This is a genomic window from Martinezella sp. CNPSo 3959 (assembly GCF_057784355.1).
This window is the reverse complement of sequence record NZ_JBXSOV010000001.1, coordinates 1,546,726-1,564,745: the sequence shown is the minus strand read 5'-3', so window position 1 is coordinate 1,564,745 and position 18,020 is coordinate 1,546,726. Positions and strand designations below refer to the sequence as shown.

The 18,020-nt window shown below is 60.5% G+C and carries 17 protein-coding genes; 12 read left to right on the top strand and 5 right to left on the bottom strand.

The features are described 5' to 3' along the window. Positions 1 to 5: 5 nt before the first annotated feature. From AC13RE_RS07740 to AC13RE_RS07720, 5 genes are all read left to right on the top strand, one after another. A complete protein-coding gene (locus tag AC13RE_RS07740) occupies positions 6 to 1,529 on the top strand; it encodes a sugar ABC transporter ATP-binding protein (RefSeq protein WP_488562493.1) in 1,524 nt (507 codons plus the stop codon). 61 nt (positions 1,530 to 1,590) lie between these two features. Then, positions 1,591 to 2,601 (top strand): ABC transporter permease, encoded by a 1,011-nt coding sequence (locus tag AC13RE_RS07735; RefSeq protein WP_488562492.1) that lies wholly within the window; start codon positions 1,591 to 1,593, stop codon positions 2,599 to 2,601. 68 nt (positions 2,602 to 2,669) lie between these two features. After that, positions 2,670 to 3,617, top strand: coding sequence for a substrate-binding domain-containing protein (locus AC13RE_RS07730; RefSeq protein ID WP_113230822.1), 948 nt, complete (start codon positions 2,670 to 2,672; stop codon positions 3,615 to 3,617). A 267-nt stretch (positions 3,618 to 3,884) separates the two neighbouring features. Continuing rightward, the gene (locus AC13RE_RS07725) at positions 3,885 to 4,937 is read left to right on the top strand and encodes a sugar phosphate isomerase/epimerase family protein (protein ID WP_112343252.1); all 1,053 of its coding nucleotides are present in this window, start codon (positions 3,885 to 3,887) and stop codon (positions 4,935 to 4,937) included. A gap of 222 nt (positions 4,938 to 5,159) precedes the next feature. Beyond that, entirely contained in the window at positions 5,160 to 6,347 is a 1,188-nt protein-coding gene (locus tag AC13RE_RS07720; RefSeq protein WP_132717593.1) for a Gfo/Idh/MocA family protein, read from the top strand. A gap of 47 nt (positions 6,348 to 6,394) precedes the next feature. Here the strand turns inward: AC13RE_RS07720 and AC13RE_RS07715 are convergent, their stop codons facing one another. Then, positions 6,395 to 6,799 carry a DoxX family protein gene (locus tag AC13RE_RS07715; protein WP_132717592.1) on the bottom strand — a complete coding sequence of 135 codons (405 nt, stop codon included), beginning with the start codon at positions 6,797 to 6,799 and terminating at the stop codon, positions 6,395 to 6,397. Positions 6,800 to 7,056: 257 nt separating this feature from the next. On the opposite strand from AC13RE_RS07715, the gene AC13RE_RS07710 reads away from it, so the two are divergent. From AC13RE_RS07710 to AC13RE_RS07700, 3 genes are all read left to right on the top strand, one after another. Continuing rightward, on the top strand, positions 7,057 to 8,430 hold the full coding sequence (locus tag AC13RE_RS07710) for a GH1 family beta-glucosidase (protein WP_488562491.1): 1,374 nt from the start codon (positions 7,057 to 7,059) through the stop codon (positions 8,428 to 8,430). A gap of 65 nt (positions 8,431 to 8,495) precedes the next feature. Continuing rightward, on the top strand, positions 8,496 to 9,044 hold the full coding sequence (locus tag AC13RE_RS07705) for an NADPH-dependent FMN reductase (RefSeq protein ID WP_488562490.1): 549 nt from the start codon (positions 8,496 to 8,498) through the stop codon (positions 9,042 to 9,044). Positions 9,045 to 9,154: 110 nt separating this feature from the next. After that, on the top strand, positions 9,155 to 11,365 hold the full coding sequence (locus AC13RE_RS07700) for a putative bifunctional diguanylate cyclase/phosphodiesterase (RefSeq protein ID WP_488562489.1): 2,211 nt from the start codon (positions 9,155 to 9,157) through the stop codon (positions 11,363 to 11,365). A 62-nt stretch (positions 11,366 to 11,427) separates the two neighbouring features. Here AC13RE_RS07700 and trhO read toward each other — a convergent pair whose 3' ends face one another. Together trhO and AC13RE_RS07690 are read right to left on the bottom strand one after the other, a co-directional pair. After that, on the bottom strand, positions 11,428 to 12,369 hold the full coding sequence (gene trhO / locus AC13RE_RS07695) for an oxygen-dependent tRNA uridine(34) hydroxylase TrhO (RefSeq protein WP_488562488.1): 942 nt from the start codon (positions 12,367 to 12,369) through the stop codon (positions 11,428 to 11,430). Positions 12,370 to 12,491: 122 nt separating this feature from the next. After that, the gene (locus tag AC13RE_RS07690; RefSeq protein WP_488562487.1) at positions 12,492 to 12,977 is read right to left on the bottom strand and encodes a MarR family winged helix-turn-helix transcriptional regulator; all 486 of its coding nucleotides are present in this window, start codon (positions 12,975 to 12,977) and stop codon (positions 12,492 to 12,494) included. A gap of 49 nt (positions 12,978 to 13,026) precedes the next feature. Here AC13RE_RS07690 and AC13RE_RS07685 point away from each other — a divergent pair, with 49 nt between their 5' ends. Continuing rightward, entirely contained in the window at positions 13,027 to 14,541 is a 1,515-nt protein-coding gene (locus tag AC13RE_RS07685; protein WP_488562486.1) for an FAD-dependent oxidoreductase, read from the top strand. 155 nt (positions 14,542 to 14,696) lie between these two features. On the opposite strand, the gene AC13RE_RS07680 is transcribed toward AC13RE_RS07685, so the two are convergent. Continuing rightward, positions 14,697 to 15,530, bottom strand: a complete 834-nt coding sequence (locus AC13RE_RS07680) for a CHAD domain-containing protein (protein WP_488562485.1) — start codon at positions 15,528 to 15,530, stop codon at positions 14,697 to 14,699. 55 nt (positions 15,531 to 15,585) lie between these two features. Beyond that, positions 15,586 to 16,071 (bottom strand): CYTH domain-containing protein, encoded by a 486-nt coding sequence (locus AC13RE_RS07675; protein WP_015341155.1) that lies wholly within the window; start codon positions 16,069 to 16,071, stop codon positions 15,586 to 15,588. Positions 16,072 to 16,231: 160 nt separating this feature from the next. Here AC13RE_RS07675 and AC13RE_RS07670 point away from each other — a divergent pair, with 160 nt between their 5' ends. From AC13RE_RS07670 to AC13RE_RS07660, 3 genes are all read left to right on the top strand, one after another. Continuing rightward, positions 16,232 to 16,870: a 2-dehydro-3-deoxy-phosphogluconate aldolase gene (locus AC13RE_RS07670; RefSeq protein WP_488562484.1), complete on the top strand. Its 639-nt coding sequence runs from the start codon at positions 16,232 to 16,234 to the stop codon at positions 16,868 to 16,870. A gap of 133 nt (positions 16,871 to 17,003) precedes the next feature. Then, positions 17,004 to 17,717 carry a tellurite resistance TerB family protein gene (locus AC13RE_RS07665; RefSeq protein ID WP_132717584.1) on the top strand — a complete coding sequence of 238 codons (714 nt, stop codon included), beginning with the start codon at positions 17,004 to 17,006 and terminating at the stop codon, positions 17,715 to 17,717. Positions 17,718 to 17,797: 80 nt separating this feature from the next. Beyond that, positions 17,798 to 18,013: a hypothetical protein gene (locus tag AC13RE_RS07660; RefSeq protein ID WP_488562483.1), complete on the top strand. Its 216-nt coding sequence runs from the start codon at positions 17,798 to 17,800 to the stop codon at positions 18,011 to 18,013. Positions 18,014 to 18,020 lie beyond the last annotated feature (7 nt).

Sequence of the window (18,020 nt, the reverse complement as noted above, 5' to 3'; positions counted from 1 at the left end):
ATGCAATGGGTTCGGAAACCGTCGACGGTGCGGTCGTGCTGTCTGCGAGAGGGATTTCCAAGGCCTTCAGTGGCGTACAAGTGCTGTTCAGCGTCAACTTCGATCTTCGGGCGGGCGAAATCCATGCGCTCATGGGCGAAAACGGCGCCGGAAAGTCGACGCTCGTCAAGGTCCTGTCCGGCTTCGAGCAGCCGACCTCCGGTGAGATTTTTCTCGATGGCAAGCCGGTAAAGCTGCCGCCGAACGGTGCAGCGGAAGCGCTCGGCATCGTCATCATCCACCAGGAATTCAATCTTGCTGAGCATCTGACTGTCGCCGAGAGCCTGTTTCTCGGCCGCGAAGTCACACGCTTCGGTGTGCTCGATCGCAAGCTCATGCGCGCTGAAACGCGGCGCGTGCTCGATCTCCTCGGCTCGCATGTCGACGAGAATGCCGTGATCAGCTCGCTTTCCATTGCCGACAAGCAGATGGTGGAAATCGCCAAGGCGATCAGCCGCGATGCGCGCATCGTCTTCATGGACGAGCCGACCGCCGTCCTGTCGCGGGAAGAAACCAATTTCCTGTTCAAGCAGGTGCGCAAGCTGCGCGACCAGGGAACAAGCTTCGTCTTCGTGTCCCATAAGCTCGATGAGGTCATGGAGCTGACGGATCGGGTCACGGTCTTGCGCGACGGCCAATGGGTGAAGACCTCGCCGACCTCGCTGCTCGATGGCGAATCGATCGCCCAGCTGATGGTCGGGCGCGAGCTTTCCAGCCTCTATCCGGCCAAGAACGAGCCTGATGTCGACGAGAAGGTCGTGCTCAACGTTGCCTCGGTTTCCACCGGCTACGTCCACGATGCGAGCTTTGAGCTGCGCAAGGGCGAAATACTGGGCTTTTCCGGCATGATCGGCTCGGGACGCACGGAGCTGATGGAAGCGATCGTCGGCCTGCGCGCTCGTGCGTCTGGCGAGGTCGTTGCCAATGGTCAAACGGTGCCGCCGCATGACGTACATGCGGCCATCGATGCCGGGCTTGCCTATATGACCAAGGATCGGAAATCGAAGGGCCTGCTTCTGAATTCGGGCATGGTCGTCAATCTGACCCTGCAGTCGCTCGACCGGCACGGCAAGTTCGGCTATCTGAGCGCCTCCAGCGAGGCGGATGCGCTGACGCGGGCGCGCCGCCGTTTCGATATACGTGTGCGTGACGGAAACATCGTTGCCGGCCGCATGTCCGGCGGCAACCAGCAGAAGCTGCTTCTGGCGAAGATCATGGAGACCGAGCCGCAGATCATCATTATCGACGAGCCGACGCGCGGCATCGATGTGGGGACGAAGCAGCAGATCTATCATTTCATTTCCGCGCTGGCGCGCGACGGCCATTCGATCATCGTGATTTCTTCGGAAATGCCCGAGGTCATCGGGCTCTGCACGCGGGTTGCCGTGATGCGCGAGGGCCGGATCGTCGGCGTGCTCGAAGGCGAAGAGATCACCGAGCAGGAAATCATGCGTTATGCGGCGGGCCTGAAGAAAAAGACGGCTGCCTGAAAGGGCGGCGGAGAGCAGGGCAAATTCCCAGCAATCATGGGACGGGAGGTTGGTTTTGGTTATGAGCGTGGGTGAAGACAGCAGCGGCAAGACAGGCCGGCGCGGACGTTCCTGGCGGGATGTCGATCTTAGGGCGGTTGCGCCGTTTGCGGCGCTGGTGCTGCTTCTGATCGTGGGCGCACTGGTCAACCCGAACTTCATCGGCATCACCAATCTCACCAATGTCGCGACGAGATGCGCCTTCATTGCCATCATCGCGGTCGGTGCCACTTTCGTCATTTCGTCCGGCGATCTCGATCTGTCCGTCGGCGCGATGGTCGCCTTCGTCGCCAGCCTGATGATCCTCTTCATGAATTCGGGCGTCATTGCCGATCCCTCTATGATGCTGGCGGCGGCGGTGTTGTTTTCGATCGTTGCCGGCCTGCTATGCGGCCTTGCCAACGGGTTGATTACAACCATGGGCAAGATCGAGCCGTTCATCGCGACGCTCGGCACCATGGGCGTCTATCGCGGCCTGACGACGTGGCTGTCGCAGGGCGGTGCCATCACCTTGCGACCGGCGGATATTCAGGCGCTCTACAAGCCTGCCTATTATGGCGCCGTGCTCGGTGTGCCGGTGCCGATCGTGGTCATCCTCGTCGTCACCGGCATTGCGGCTTTCATTCTCTACCGCACCCGTTATGGGCGGCATGTGATTGCGGTCGGCTCCAACCGTGATGTTGCCCGCTATTCGGGCGTGGCGGTCAATCGCGTGCGAACCATCGCCTTCATCATCCAGGGCTTTTGTGTTGCCATCGCCGTGCTTCTCTATGTGCCGCGGCTCGGTTCGACATCGGCGACGACGGGCAGCCTGTGGGAATTGCAGGCGATCACAGCCGTGGTCGTCGGTGGCACGGCGCTGAAAGGCGGCGCGGGCAGGGTGTGGGGCACGATCTGCGGCGCGTTCATCCTCGAACTCGTCGGCAATATCATGCTGCTTTCCAATTTCATCAGCGAGTACCTGCTGAGCGCCATCCAGGGTGCGATCATCATCATCGCCATGCTGGTTCAGCGTTCGCTTGCCCGCAAATAGGGAATAACCGGGTCAGGGGGCGCCCGGTCGTCATGCTAAGGCCCTGTCTCTATCTGGGAGGAAGAAACATGCGAAAAAGACTCATAGGCTTGGCTGTCGTGATGGCGGCTCTGGCCGGCACCGTACATGCCGCCGACAAGAAGGTGACGATCGGCGTCTCCATTCCGGCCGCCGACCACGGCTGGACCTCGGGCGTGGTCTTCCATGCCGAGCGCGTCGCCAAGCTCTTGATGGCGGAACATCCGGGGCTCAACGTCATCGTCAAGACCTCACCTGACGCGGCGAGCCAGGCCAATGCGGTACAGGATCTTGAAACACAGGGCATCGACGCACTCGTAATCCTGCCGTCGGATCCGGATCCGCTTGTCAATGCCATCAAGGAAGTCAAGGACAAGGGCAAGTTCGTGGCGCTCGTCGACCGTGCGCCGAGCAACAACGACAATTCCGTCCGTGACCTCTATGTCGCCGGCAACAATCCGGCGCTTGGCCAGGTCGCGGGCGAATACATCAAGAAGAACACGCCGGATGCACAGGTCGTCGTCATCCGCGGCCTGCCGATCCCGATCGATCAGCAGCGCCAGGACGGCTTCGACAAGGGTATCGCCGGCTCGAACGTCAAGGTTCTCGACCGCCAGTATGGCAACTGGAATCGCGACGACGCCTTCAAGGTCATGCAGGATTACCTGACCAAATTCCCGAAGATCGATGTCGTCTGGTGCCAGGATGACGACATGGCAGTCGGCGTTCTGCAGGCGATCGAGCAGGCCAAGCGCACCGATATCAAGTATATCGTCGCCGGCGCCGGTTCGAAGGACATGATCAAGAAGGTCATGGATGGCGACAAGCTGATCCCGGTCGACGTGCTCTATCCGCCGGCAATGGTCGGCACCGCCATGGAGCTGACGGCTGCTAATTTCTATGACCAGGTTCCGGTTCGCGGCAACTACATCCTGGATGCGACGCTTGTCACCAAGGATAATGCCAAGGACTTCTACTTCCCCGATTCACCGTTCTGATCGGTTCTTCGGTTCATCTTCAAGGGCGCCCGCCGGTTTCGGCGGGCGTTTTTTAAGTGTTCCGTCAACCCTCGTTTTGTGGCGGATGGAAATTTTGCGGCACGTACCTCTTGCCGTCTGCACCATGCCATGATTAGGTCACGGGGCATTCGACTTTCAGCCCGACGACCCTATAGTTTTGGGAGGCTACGGCATCAAAGCCGCCTCGGATATGGGTCCGAAAGGCATCGGAAACGTTTACAGAACGCGATTAGGGAGGAATTATAGATGAAGACGATCAAGGGACCAGGCCTGTTTCTCGGTCAGTTCGCCGGCGATGCGGCACCGTTCAACTCGTGGGATTCGATCACGAAATGGGCTGCCGATGCCGGCTATATCGGCGTGCAGGTTCCGACCTGGGCAAGCCAGCTCATCGACCTGAAGAAGGCGGCCTCCTCGAAGGATTATTGCGATGAATTCGCCGGTGTCGCCCGCGCCAACGGCGTCGAAGTCACCGAGCTTTCCACTCACCTCCAGGGCCAGCTCGTCGCCGTGCATCCGGCCTATGACGAAGCCTTCGACGGTTTCGCGGCGCCGGAAGTGCGTGGCAATCCGAAGGCTCGGCAGGAATGGGCCGTCGAGCAGGTGAAGATGGCGCTGACGGCGTCGAAGCATCTCGGCATCAAGGCGCATGCGACCTTCTCCGGCGCGCTCGCCTGGCCCTTCATCTATCCTTGGCCGCAGCGCCCGGCGGGCCTCGTCGAAACCGCCTTCGAAGAACTTGCCCGCCGCTGGACGCCGATCCTCAACCATGCCGATGAAAACGGCGTCGACGTCTGCTACGAGATCCATCCGGGCGAAGACCTGCACGACGGCATCACCTTCGAGATGTTCCTGGAGCGCGTGAAGAACCATCCGCGCGCCAACATGCTCTACGATCCCTCGCATTACGTCCTGCAGTGCCTCGACTATCTCGAGAACATCGATATCTACAAGGACCGCATCAAGATGTTCCACGTCAAGGATGCGGAGTTCAATCCGACCGGACGTCAGGGTGTCTATGGCGGCTACCAGGGCTGGGTCGAGCGTGCCGGCCGCTTCCGTTCGCTCGGCGACGGCCAGGTCGATTTCGGCGCCGTCTTCTCGAAGATGACCGCCAATAATTTCGACGGCTGGGCCGTGGTCGAATGGGAATGCGCGCTGAAGCATCCCGAAGACGGCGCCCGCGAAGGCTCCGAATTCGTCAAGGCGCACATCATCCGCGTCACGGAAAAGGCCTTCGACGATTTCGCCGGTAGCGGCACTGACCAGGCGGCAAACCGGCGCATGCTGGGGCTTTGATCAAGCCCCTTCGCCCCGCAGATGCGAGGAGAAGGTGGACTCAAACGATTGAGCGGAGCGAAATCGTTTGAGGACGGATGAGGGGCCCTTTCGCTATTTTCACCAATTCGGAGCTTGCAGAAGGCTCGGCCCCACACCCTAGCCCTCTCCCCACAGGCGGGGGAGAGGGGACGATTGCGGCAGGCAATCGCGTTCAAACAATTCCATTCTCAGGAGGACAAAATGGCAATCGAAGGATCATCGGAACAGACGCGGGAGCCGCGCATCCGGCTCGGCATGGTGGGCGGCGGCGCTGGCGCATTCATCGGCGCTGTGCATCGCATTGCGGCACGTATTGACGACCAGTTCGATCTTGTCGCCGGCGCGCTCTCGTCTTCGCCGGAAAAGGCTCAAGCTTCCGGCCGCGATCTCGGTCTCGATCCCTCGCGCACCTATTCCAGCTATCGTGACATGGCAATCCGCGAAGCCAAGCTGAAGAATGGCATCGAGGCCGTTTCGATCGTTACGCCGAACCATGTCCACTATGACGCGGCCAAGGAATTCCTGCGCCGCGGCATCCATGTCATCTGCGACAAGCCACTGACCTCGAACCTTGCCGACGCCAAGAAGCTGAAGAAGGTGGCCGACGAGAGCGGCGCGCTGTTCATCCTCACGCATAATTACACCGGCTATCCGATGATCCGCCAGGCGCGCGAGATGATCGCCAATGGTGAGCTCGGCGATATCCGTATCGTGCAGGCGGAATATCCGCAGGATTGGCTGACGGAAAATATCGAGCAGTCCGGCCAGAAGCAGGCCGCGTGGCGCACCGATCCCTCGCAGTCCGGCGCCGGCGGCTCGACGGGTGATATCGGCACCCATGCCTATAACCTCGCTTCCTTCGTCACCGGCCTCGAGCTCGACAGTCTTGCCGCCGATCTCGACAGCTTCGTCGAAGGACGTCGTCTCGACGACAACGGCCATGTGCTGCTGCGCTTCAAGGCGAAGGGCAAGGAAAAGCCGGCCAAGGGCATGCTCTGGTGTAGCCAGGTGGCGCCCGGCCATGAGAACGGGTTGAAGCTTCGCGTCTATGGCACCAAGGGCGGCATCGAGTGGACGCAGGCCGATCCGAACTATCTCTGGTACACGCCGTTCGGCGATCAGAAGCGGCTGATCACCCGCAATGGTGCCGGTTCTGGTGCTGCGGCAGCCCGCGTCTCGCGCATCCCTTCGGGGCATCCGGAAGGCTATCTGGAAGCCTTTGCCACGATCTATACCGAGGCTGCGCGTGCCATCAATGCCCGCAAGAAGGGCGTCGCTGTCGATCCGGCTGTGATCTATCCGACCGTCGATGATGGCGTGAAGGGTGTGGCTTTCGTCGAGGCTTGTGTCGCCTCGTCCAAGCGCAACGGCGCCTGGGTCAAGCTCTAAGCTTCACGCGAGGTCCGAGGCGGTGAACCCGCCTCGGACCTGCTTGTTTAAGCGGCAGCTTCCTGCTTGCGCTTCGTCAGCGCGTCGACGCTCAGCGGGCCGCCGCCGGCGCTGGCGAGAAACAGGAAGATGAAGCAGAAGAGGATGGCTGAGACGCCGCCATTCTGCGCGGGATAAAAGCTCTTCGGCGCGTGAGCCAGGAAATAAGCGAAGGCCATCAGGCCTGACAGGATGAACGAAGCAATACGCGTCTGAAAGCCGATCAGGACGAGGAAGCCGAGGGTCAGTTCCAGAAGGCCGGCGATCCAGGACAGCGATCCAACGGCGGGCACATTTTCGGCCGCCGGGAAATGCAGCACTTTCTGCGTTCCGTAGCTGAAGAGCACAAGCGAGGCGACGATGCGCAGGAGGCTCAGCAGATGAGGGTGGAGGGCGTGGATCGCAGGGAGCATTTGTGTCCTTTCGTTATCAAGTTTGGATACTACCCTCAATTGATCCCAAGCCGAAAGACAAGTCACGACTGTTGACATTGCTGTTATCCAGCCGTGCGAAGAGTGTTGCCGCCGCCGGCGAAAATTCTGAGAAACCCTTAGCCGGCTCGGTTTACAGGTACCTGCAACGTTGCAGTTTTCCACTGTGGCCCCTGTACTTTGAGGGGCGGGTTGGCTAAACCGCAGCCAACGAAGCCAAAACAGACGGGATTTTCATCATGATCGATCCGAAGCTTCTTGCCGATCGCTTCCCCGGCGATTTCACATTCGGCGTTGCCACCGCCGCCTTCCAGATCGAAGGCGCCACCAAGGCCGACGGCCGCAAGCCGTCCATATGGGATGCTTTCGCCAACATGCCCGGCCGCGTCTATCAGCGCGATAATGGCGACGTTGCCTGCGATCACTATAACCGGCTGGAACAGGATCTCGATCTGATCAAGGAGATGGGCGTCGAGGCCTATCGCTTCTCGATCGCCTGGCCGCGCATCATTCCCGATGGCACCGGCCCGGTAAACGAAGCCGGCCTCGATTTCTATGATCGTCTGGTCGATGGCTGCAAGGCGCGGGGGATCAAGACCTTTGCGACGCTCTACCATTGGGATCTGCCGCTGGCGCTTGCCGGTGATGGCGGCTGGACGGCGCGCTCGACGGCGCATGCCTTCCAGCGCTATGCCAAGACCGTCATGGCCCGTCTCGGCGACCGTCTGGATTCTGTCGCCACCTTCAACGAGCCCTGGTGCATCGTCTGGCTGAGCCATCTTTATGGCATCCATGCGCCGGGCGAGCGCAATATGCAGGCTGCCCTTTACGCCATGCACTATATGAACCTTGCGCATGGTCTCGGCGTCGAGGCGATCCGCTCCGTCGCGCCGAAGGTGCCTGTCGGCATCGTGCTCAATGCCGCTTCGATCCTGCCGGGCTCCGATCGTCCGGAAGATCTGGCCGCGGTCGAGCGTGCGCATCAGTTCCACAACGGTGCCTTCTTCGATCCAATCTTCAAGGGCGAATATCCGAAGGAGTTCGTCGAGGCGCTTGGCGATCGCATGCCCGTCATCGAGGACGGCGATCTCAAGACCATTAACCAGAAGCTCGATTGGTGGGGTTTGAACTATTATATGCCGATGCGCGTCTCCGATGACGCCTCCAAGACCGGCGATTTTCCCTGGACGAAGGAAGCACCGCCGGTCAGTGACGTAAGGACGGATATCGGTTGGGAGGTTTATTCGCCCGGCCTGAAGCATGTCGTCGAGGACCTCAACAAGCGCTACGAGCTGCCGGAGTGCTACATCACCGAGAACGGCGCCTGCTACAACATGGGCGTCGTCAATGGCGAGATCGATGACCAGCTGCGTCTCGACTACTATATCGAGCATCTCGGCGTCGTCGCCGATCTCATCAAGGACGGCTATCCGATGCGCGGCTATTTCGCCTGGAGCCTGATGGACAATTTCGAATGGGCGGAGGGCTACCGCATGCGTTTCGGCCTCGTCCATGTCGATTACGAGACACAGGTGCGCACGATCAAGAAGAGCGGCAAGTGGTACAGGGAGCTTGCCTCGCAGTTTCCAAGGGGCAATCACAAAGCGGTTTGATGCGCTTCGGCCCTTGAGGGGAGGTATCTGTCGCCCGAATCGGCGAGGCCTGATAGACATCGCGCATGACCCAGCGGCCGATTTCCCTTTATGCGCTTTGCGGCAGCCAGCGGCGCGCTTCGACCAGCCGCAGGCTGCTGGAGGCGCTGCAGCTCGCCTGCCCCGAAGGCATCACCATTGCGATTTGCGATCTGATCGGCGACCTGCCGGTCTTCAATCCGGATAATGAGGGTGAGCGAACTCCAGTTATCGTTGAGAGATTTGCGGCCGAGATCCGCAAGGCAGACGGTTTGATCGTCGCTTGTCCGGAATATGCCCATGGCATACCCGGCGGCTTCAAGAACGCGCTGGACTGGCTGGTGTCGCGTGACGAGGTGCCGTTCAAGCCGCTGATGTTTGCTCACGCGTCGCATCGCGGCAATCTCGTATTGGCACAGCTCACCGATGTCTTGCAGACCATGTCGCTGCATATCGTGGAGGACGCTTTCTTGCGTCTGCCGGTTGCGGGCAAGAGCGATGAGGCACAGTCGGCAATGCTGCTGGAAGCGCGCGAAAGCGGCCTTTTCTCCGCAACTCTCAGCCGCTTCGCGCAAGCGATAGCCACCAAGGCATGAATTCTTCCGGTTTCGGCAGATCTACAACTCTTTCCTGTAGGAATCTCCAATTCGCCTTAACCGTTTATTGAAGACCTGACGGCAGACTTCTTCGCCAAGGAGAAAAGGCGTTGGGAGCAGCTTTCAGGTCATTGCGCGAAAATACACAGATCGGTCGTCATTCCATCGTGACGGCCGTTTTGGTTTGCTTTGCATTGATCGTTGCCGTCGTGACCTTGATGGTTCTTACCGCGATCGGCCGCGTCGCCGATTATTCCAACAAGCTGGATGACGAGCGCTCCTGGGAGACGACCGTCGGTGCACTGAAGACTTTTCAGGGGCAACTGGAAGCGACGCTGCACGACCACTCCGCCCGCAATGACGCGGTGCGAAGCATTTACGGAACGGACACTCAAGGCTGGATCGCCGGCAATTACGGCGACATTTCCTCCAATGGTGCGCTGTTCGATACTGCCGTCATCGTCGACGACAACAACAAGCCGATCGTTGCTTATCATGACGGTGAACCATTGACTGGCAACATCGAGGAGGTCCTTGGAACCGCGGTCTGGGCGCTCGTCGATCAGGCGCGCGCGACACGTGTGACCGGGGTGCCGGAAGCCTCGAGCTATATCATGACCAGGGATGGTATCGCGGTGGCCGGTGCTGCGACGATCCGCGAAAGATCCGGTCGCATTCCGGTGCCAGAAGGTCATCGGCGCTATCTGATCCTCGTCCGTTATCTTGATGCCGGCCGGATCAAGATGCTCTCCAATACTTATGTCATCAGCGGCTTGAGGCTGGTGCCGCCGGAAACCGTGGCCCGCTATGCCGTCTCCATCGTCGATCCGCTCGGAAAGTCGCTGGGCCGGCTGGTGTGGAGCTCGCGCCAGCCGGGGGACATGAGCTATCAGCAGGTCCGCCCGCTGGTTCTCGGAGCGCTCGGTCTGGTGGGTCTGTTCTTCGTTGTGCTTTTGATCCTAGGATTGATGGCGGGGCGCCGGCTGCGGGCGGAAGAGGTCCAGGCACGTCAGGTTTCTCTTCGAGACCGACTGAGCGGGCTCCTCAACCGCGAGGGATTGCGGCTTGATGTGGATCGCCTGGTCGAGCGGGCGCGCTCCGATGGCACCAATGTCCTGCTTCTCTACCTCGATCTCGATGGCTTCAAGGAAATCAACGACGCCTATGGGCATGGCACCGGCGACCAGCTGATCCGCGCGGTAGCCGCCGGGCTCAAAGTACTCGTGCCGCCGCAGGCGGCCTTAGCGCGCCTTGGTGGCGACGAGTTCGCCATCGCCTTCCCGACGAAGGAGCTCAATGACGCTCCGGCTTTGCGGTTGGCCGAGCAGATCCTGGATTTCCTTGCCGAACCGCTGGAAATCGGCCGTCGCGTGGTGGTCGTCGGTGCCAGTATCGGCATCGCCAGCTCGCCCGAGGGCCGCATTGATCGTGAGGAACTGGTGCGCCGTGCCGATCTTGCCATGTACAAGGCCAAGGAAGCCGGCCGTGCTCGCATGACCTGCTACGAGACAGCCATGGATGCGCATCGCGAGGAGCGTAATGCGCTGGAACTCGATCTGCGTCGCGCGATCGAGTTGGAGGAACTGACGCTCGCCTATCAGCCGCTGGTCGATGCATCGAGCTGCGAGATGATCGGCGTCGAGGCGCTGGTGCGGTGGAACCGTCCCGGCCACGGGCCGATTTCGCCGGAGGCCTTCATTCCGATCGCCGAAACCAGCGGCCTGATCGAGGCATTGGGCCTGCTCATCCTGCGCAAGGCCTGCGAGGCGGCAAGACACTGGCCGGATCTGCGTGTCGCCGTCAACGTTTCGCCGGGCCAGTTCCGCAATCCCGCCTTCGCCGATTATGTCCGCAACGTGCTTAACAGTACCGAAATCGAAGCCGAGCGTGTGACGCTGGAAATCACCGAAGGCTACATCATTCAAAATCCCGAGCGTACCCGTCAGTCGATCGAGCGGTTGAAGAGGCTCGGCGTCAAGGTGGCGCTCGACGATTTCGGCTCCGGTTTCTCCTCTATCGGCTATCTGCGTCAGTTCGGTTTCGATCGCATCAAGATCGATCGCTCGCTGACGATGAATGTGCTGGAAGACAACCGCGCCCGCGAAATGGTGAAGGCGACCGTGGCGCTGGCGCGTTCGCTCGATATTCCCGTTACAGCCGAAGGCATCGAATCCGAGGCGCAGGGAAGGGCACTGGAAGACTTTGGTTGCGACGAGCTACAGGGCTACTTCTACGGCAAGCCCATGCCGGACGCCGAGATCAGCAAGCGGCTTGCGGTGCAGATGGCAACCGCGCTGGACGAAGAGCACGCCGCCGCCTGATACGCGTGGAGCATTGGCGCATTCCCCAGGGAAGGCCGCAGCACAGTTCCTCCGAAAACGCTTTAGCCGATATGCTCGTGGCCGCGCTTGCGAGCGAGCGCGATCTGGCGCTGCCTTTCGCGGTAACGCTCGCGATCCTCTTCGCTGCGTTCATGATAGCAATGGCTGCAGGAGACACCGGCCTCGTAAAAGGGTGAGGTCACTTCTTCCGATGTAATGGGGTTGCGGCAGGCGTGGCAGAGCTTGTGATTGCCCTCCTTCAAGCCGTGTTCGACCGAGACGCGCTCGTCGAAGACGAAACAGGCGCCTTCCCATAGGCTCTCTTCTGCCGGCACTTCCTCGAGATATTTCAGAATGCCGCCCTTGAGGTGATAGACCTCGTCGAAGCCCTGCTGTTTCATGAAGGCGGTTGCCTTCTCGCAACGGATGCCGCCGGTGCAGTACATGGCGATTTTCGGCTTGTTGTGCAGGCCGGTATTGTCGCGCACCCATTCCGGAAACTCACGGAAGGTCTTGGTCTTCGGGTCGACCGCGCCCTTGAAGACGCCGATGGCGGTCTCGTAGTCGTTGCGCGTATCGATGACGATGGTGTCGGGGTCGGAGATCAACGCGTTCCAATCCTTCGGCGCGACATAGGTGCCGACGACCTTGGTGGGATCGATATCCTCGACGCCCATGGTGACGATCTCTTTCTTCAGCTTCACCTTCATGCGCACGAACGGCATTTTCGACGCCCGGCTTTCCTTGTGTTCGAGCCCGGCAAATTCCGGCTGGGCACGCAGGAAGGCGAGCACGGCGCCGATAGCAGCATCCGTGCCGGCAATGGTGCCGTTGATCCCTTCATGCGCCAGCAGCAGCGTGCCCTTGACGCCCTTTTCCTCGCAGAGCGCAAACAGAGGCTCGCGCAGGCTTTCGAAGCGCGGGAAGGAAACGAAATGATAGAGCGCGGCAACGAGGAATGCGCCGGTCGCGTCGCGCCGTGGATCTGGAAGCATGTCGGTCATGCCGGTGAAATACAATTTTGTGAGCTTTCAGGCAATCGGGATTTGCGCCGCAGCCCGCGCCTTCGCCATTCTGCCCGATCGGTGTCACCTACGACGTCAAAGGAAGGCATTCCAAGATGAGCTTATCGTGCAATTGGCGCATCATCCTTGATGTCGTCGGCAAACCTGCGCATGAGCCGCACAAGGTCCTCGATATCCTGCTCATCCCATTTGGCGAAAATGGACCGGGCGATCCTCTCGCGCGCCTCATCGATGCGGTCGGTCATCACCTTTCCCTGTTCGGTGATGACGGCCTCGCGAAGGCGGCGATCGATCGCGTTCTCCTGCCGGCTGATAAGCCCAAGCCCCTCCATCTTCGCAACCTGACGGCTGACGGTGGTGTAGTCGCGCCCGACGCGATCGGCCAACTCGACGACGCCGATGGGGCCGAGCCGTTCCACCAAAACCAATAGGGAAAACAGTGCGCGGTCGAGGGAGATGCCCGCCTCCTTGATCATCGCCTCATCGCGCTGTGGCCGGTTCATGACGCCAACGATTTCGACCAGCGCGCTATGGAGTTCGCGTAGCTGACCGCTGATATGTGTATTTTGCAAGCTTTTTGTTGACACCGCATCGCCCCTCTTTTAATATGTGCATATTACACATATGGAGATGGAAATGACAGAGCAATTTGCAGCAGATGTGCTGATTTGCGGTGCGGGCGCGGCCGGCCTGGCGCTGGCCATCGATTTGGCGAGGAGAGGAATTTCCTTCCGTCTGATCGAAAAGATGGAAGGGCCTTTCCGTGGTTCACGCGGCAAGGGTATCCAGCCGCGAACCCAGGAAATCTTCGAGGATCTCGGCATTCTCGACCGGGTCGTCGCGGCCGGCGGCCTCTATCCGCCCGAGCGGCGATATCGCGACGACGGCAGTTTTACCGAGTCCGACATCGCCGAGCATGAGGACCCGACACCGGCAGAACCGTATCATCTGCCGCTGATGATACCGCAATTCCTGACCGAAAAGGTGATGCGCGAGAGGTTGCTTGAGCTTGGCCATAGGCCGCAATTCGGCTGCGAACTGGTTGGTTTCGAGCAGGATCCGAGCGGCGTGACGGCGCGTCTTTCGGGCATGGCTGGAGAGGAAACTCTCCGCGTGCGCTGGCTCGTCGGCGCCGATGGCGGCCGCAGTTTCGTTCGCCATGCCCTCGATATCGACTTTCCGGGTAAGACCCTCGGCGTTCGCGCCATCGTGGCCGATGTCATTTTGACCGGTCTCACGCGCGATGCCTGGCATCGCTTCAATGACGGCGACATGTCGCGGCAGATCATGTTCTGCCCGCTCGCCGGGACCGAGATGTTCCAGATACAGGGGCCGGTCCCTCTTGACGGTGATATCGACCTCTCTGCCGAAGGGCTCGAAGCCATGGTGGCGGAGCGCACCAAGCGCGATGATATCCATATCCAATCGGTGTCGTGGTCGTCGGCCTACACCATGAATGCGCGTCTGGCCGATCGATACCGTGTCGGCCGCGTGTTTCTCATCGGTGATGCCGCCCATATTCATCCACCGACCGGCGGCCAGGGTCTCAATACCAGCGTGCAGGATGCCTATAATCTCGGATGGAAGCTGGCTGCAGCCGCCAATGGAGCCGACGATAAGCTGCTCGACAGCTATGAAGAGGAGCGTCAGCCCATCGCGGCAGCGATGCTCGGTCTGTCGACAAGGCTTCTCGATGCCCAGAAACAGGGCAATATGCGGCGCGGTCGCGAGGTGCGTCAGCTCGATATAGGTTATCCTTCGTCCTCGCTCGCACTCGAAACGCTCGGGCGCAGCGGTTGCCTGTCCGCCGGCGACCGAGCCCCGGACGCGCCGATCCGCGGCGTTGCCGGCCAGCCGAAACGGCTGTTCGATCTGTTCCGAGGCGCGCATTGGACATTGCTCGGCTATGGGGTGCAGCGGGGATCGGTGCCGCCGCGCGCGGGCCTGCATATTCATACTTTCGGCGCGTCAGGCGACATGGTCGACACCGAGGGCTATCTTCGCGACATCTACGCTCTCTCCTCCGGAGAATGGGTGCTCGTGCGGCCGGACGGATATATCGGCGCGATCGCTGCGGCCGACGACATCGCGATGCTGGAAAGCTATTTCGCGCAAGTGGGACTCGGTTCGGCGGATGCGTGGCGTGCCTAAAGCGCGTCGCGATCTTTCGGATTCGCTTCTTGCGCTTAGGTCTTTGATTGGGGCATGTCGTTATCGCAAAACCGCTGCACACTTTTGCGCGACATGCTTCAAAGCAACGCCCGGGTCATGCCGATTGAGCTGTCTGAGCCGGGCGCGTGGCCCCGTCAGTCCGCCGCCTCCAGCCAAAGGTGCTTGATAGTCCGCGCCTCGCTCTTCGACTTGTCGGCGAAGACCCAGCGAGCTCGCTCCAACGCTTCCTTGCGCCCCGTCTGTTGTCGGGAAATGATTGCTTCCAGCAGGCGGGCGTGATCATCGTTTCTTTCGAAGAGATGCGGCTCGCGGTCGGCGACATCGGCCAATATCGACATGTCGAGATAGCGGCCGAGCACGTCGACCAAGGCCTTGGCCTCCAGCTGCTTGGCATGCATGGCGGCCGGCCAGACATCGCGCAGCAGCATGTGATGCATCCAGTAATCCTGGCCGCGCTTGCGCAGATCGTGAAAGCTCTCGACGTGGGCCGCTTCCGCATGGCATGCGGACAGCGCCTGCATCGCCTTGCGGACATTCTTGCTCCAGCTTTTCTGAAAAAGACGCGCCGTGTCACGCCGGCTGCAGTCGAAGGATATTTCCTTCAACGCCTCACGTGCCTCCGCACATGCGGCGACTGCTGCCCGTGCCTTGTCTTCGAGATCTGTTTCGGCTTCCGCCATACGGTCGCGTCTCGCGGTCAGCAGATCGCTTACGCGGGCCAGCGCATGCAGTTCCTCCGCCGATGCAGCGGTTGCCTGCAGATAATGGCTGATCTCGATCAACGCGGTTGCGTCGCGCACCCCGGAAAGCGTGAGTGCTACATTCCGAAGCCGGTCATTTTCCCGCTGCTGAAATTGGTGCGCGATGGGAGCTATCAACCGGTAGAGCGCCCGCACGCGCTTGATATTCTTGCGGGCGGCGTGAACTGCTTCGTGCAGGCCCTGCGGCCTATCAGTCAGTACGGCCATTGCCTTGCCAAGTTGATGCGCCGCGGCCTTATGTACCTCGTCATCAAGAGCCCGGTCAGGCCGTATGCGATAGCTCATCATATTCCTGTTCGAACTGCGTCGCGAGAGCCTGGTTGGAATAGCGGTATTCGCCCGTCACCTCACGTCCGATCCAGTCCGGCAGTTCCGGATTGTCGCTTTCGTCGTCCATTTCCACTTCGGCAATGACGAGGCCGCGATGGGCGCCGCGGAAGACATCCACTTCCCAGGTAAAGCCCTTGAACTGCACCTTGTGGCGCGTCTTCTCGATGACGAGGCCGATCGCCGTTTCCAGCAGTTCCTCCGCCTCGTCGACGGGGATCTCATATTCGAATTCATCCCTGGTCATTGCCTTGCCGATCTTGATCGTCAAGGTTGCCTTGGTGTCGTTCGTCAGCCGTATGCGCACAGACCGGTCTGCCATGGAGGCAATATATCCCTGTCGCAGGATCAGCCGCTCCGAAACGGAATCACGCCAATGATCGCCGCGCACCAGAAACTTTCGCTCGATCTCTTTTGCCATGCGTTTGACATGCTCCACTGGCACAGACTGGAATAGCCTATAGCAAGTTGCCGGGATTTCCTACCCGTCGTATTTAAAGCGAGCTTTTGTCTCGACAAGCACCTTCGAGAAGGCTATTCGAAAGCCGGATTTCAATCGTTTTAAAGGGAGTGCACCGACCATGGGCGAGAAAACCGAGAAGCTTCTTTCCATCCTGAAACTGCAGCCCGTCGTTCCCGTGCTGGTCGTCGACGATGCGAAATCGGCCGTGCCGCTCGCCCGGGCGCTCGTCGCCGGAGGCCTGAAGGCCATCGAGATCACGCTTCGCACCGCCGGCGCGCTCGACGCGATCCGCGCTGTTGCCGAAGAAGTCGAAGGTGCTGAAGTCGGCGCCGGTACGATCCTCAATGTCAGCCAGTGGGATGCCGCCGTCGAAGCCGGTTCCAAGTTTATCGTTAGCCCCGGCACAACGCAGGAATTGCTCGATGCTGCGCGCGGCTCGCATGTGCCGCTGCTGCCGGGTGCCGCAACGGCCAGCGAAGTCATGGCGCTGCGCGAAGAGGGCTATACGGTGCTCAAGTTCTTCCCGGCCGAGCAGGCCGGCGGTGCTTCCTATCTCAAGGCTCTGTCGTCGCCGCTCGCTGGCACGGTCTTCTGCCCGACCGGCGGTATTTCGCTGAAGAACGCCCATGACTACCTGTCGCTGCCAAACGTGATCTGTGTCGGCGGCTCCTGGGTTGCGCCGAAGGAGCTGGTGGCATCAGGTGACTGGGCCGGGATCACCAAGCTCGCCGCAGAGGCCGCAGCGCTCAAGGGCTGAGACCCGAGCCTATCGAATTCGATTTCAAAGGCGCGTGGAGTTTTCCGCGCGCCTTTTTGCATGATGTGGATTGGTATTTGTGGTTGCGCTTCCTATCTCCCCTTCACCATCACAAGGACGGAGGACCATCCATATGATCGACGCCCGCAAGCTTCTTGACCAATTTCTGGGATCGCAGGTTCCAGGCGTGCAAGGAACTGTGAAAGACAGGGCCACCCAGGCCATCAATCTCGCCAGAGACAATCCCATGGCGACCAGTGCGATTGCCGGGGTGCTGTTGGGAACGAAGACTGGGCGTCAGATCGCGGGAAATGCGCTGACGCTTGGCGGACTCGCCGCCATCGCAGGCCTTGGCTATCAGGCCTACAAGAATTATCGCGACGGCAATCAGCCGCAGCCGGCGCCGCAATCGGCCCCGCAGGCCGAGCCGCAGTTCCTGCCGCCGCCGACAGATTCAGGTTTCAGCACGTCGCCGGCGATTGCCAGCAATGATTTTGCGCTTTCCCTGGTACGGGCCATGATCGCCGCCGCCCGCGCCGACGGCCATATCGACGATTCCGAACGCCAGCGTATCCTCGGCAAAGTGCAGGAGGCCGGAGTCGGGTCTGAGGCGGAAGCCTTCTTCCAGCGCGAACTTGCCAATCCCGTCGATCTCGACGCCATCGTCGCCTCCGCGAAGACGGAAGAGCAGCGCGTGCAGGTCTATACCGCGTCGCGACTGGCGATCGAGCCGGATTCGCGGGCCGAGCGCGGCTATCTCGATCTGCTGGCTGGAAGGCTCGGCCTAGCCGATGCTCTGGTCGATCATATCGAAGCGACGGTTGCGGGTGCCAAAGTTCAGCTCTGACTGATAGGGCCGGTTGCCTTTGCTCGGCAGCTGGCCTAAGCCTTGCCGGAACTCATGTCAGGGCGTCAAGGATGGCTACATTGACGGACAAGAAAAGCGAAACCCGCTCGGCGGCAATTGCAGCCGGCGTTATTCTGTTGGTCGCGACAGCCGTGCTTTACCTGATGCCGAATGTCATCCTCTGGCTCGGCTCGATCTCGCCATGGCTCGGCACGGGTTTCGGCGTGCTCGTCATCCTGGCGTTTTTCTTCGTGTTCTGGCTTCGGGCGCGCTATCAGCGACGCAATCAACCATAAACTCCAA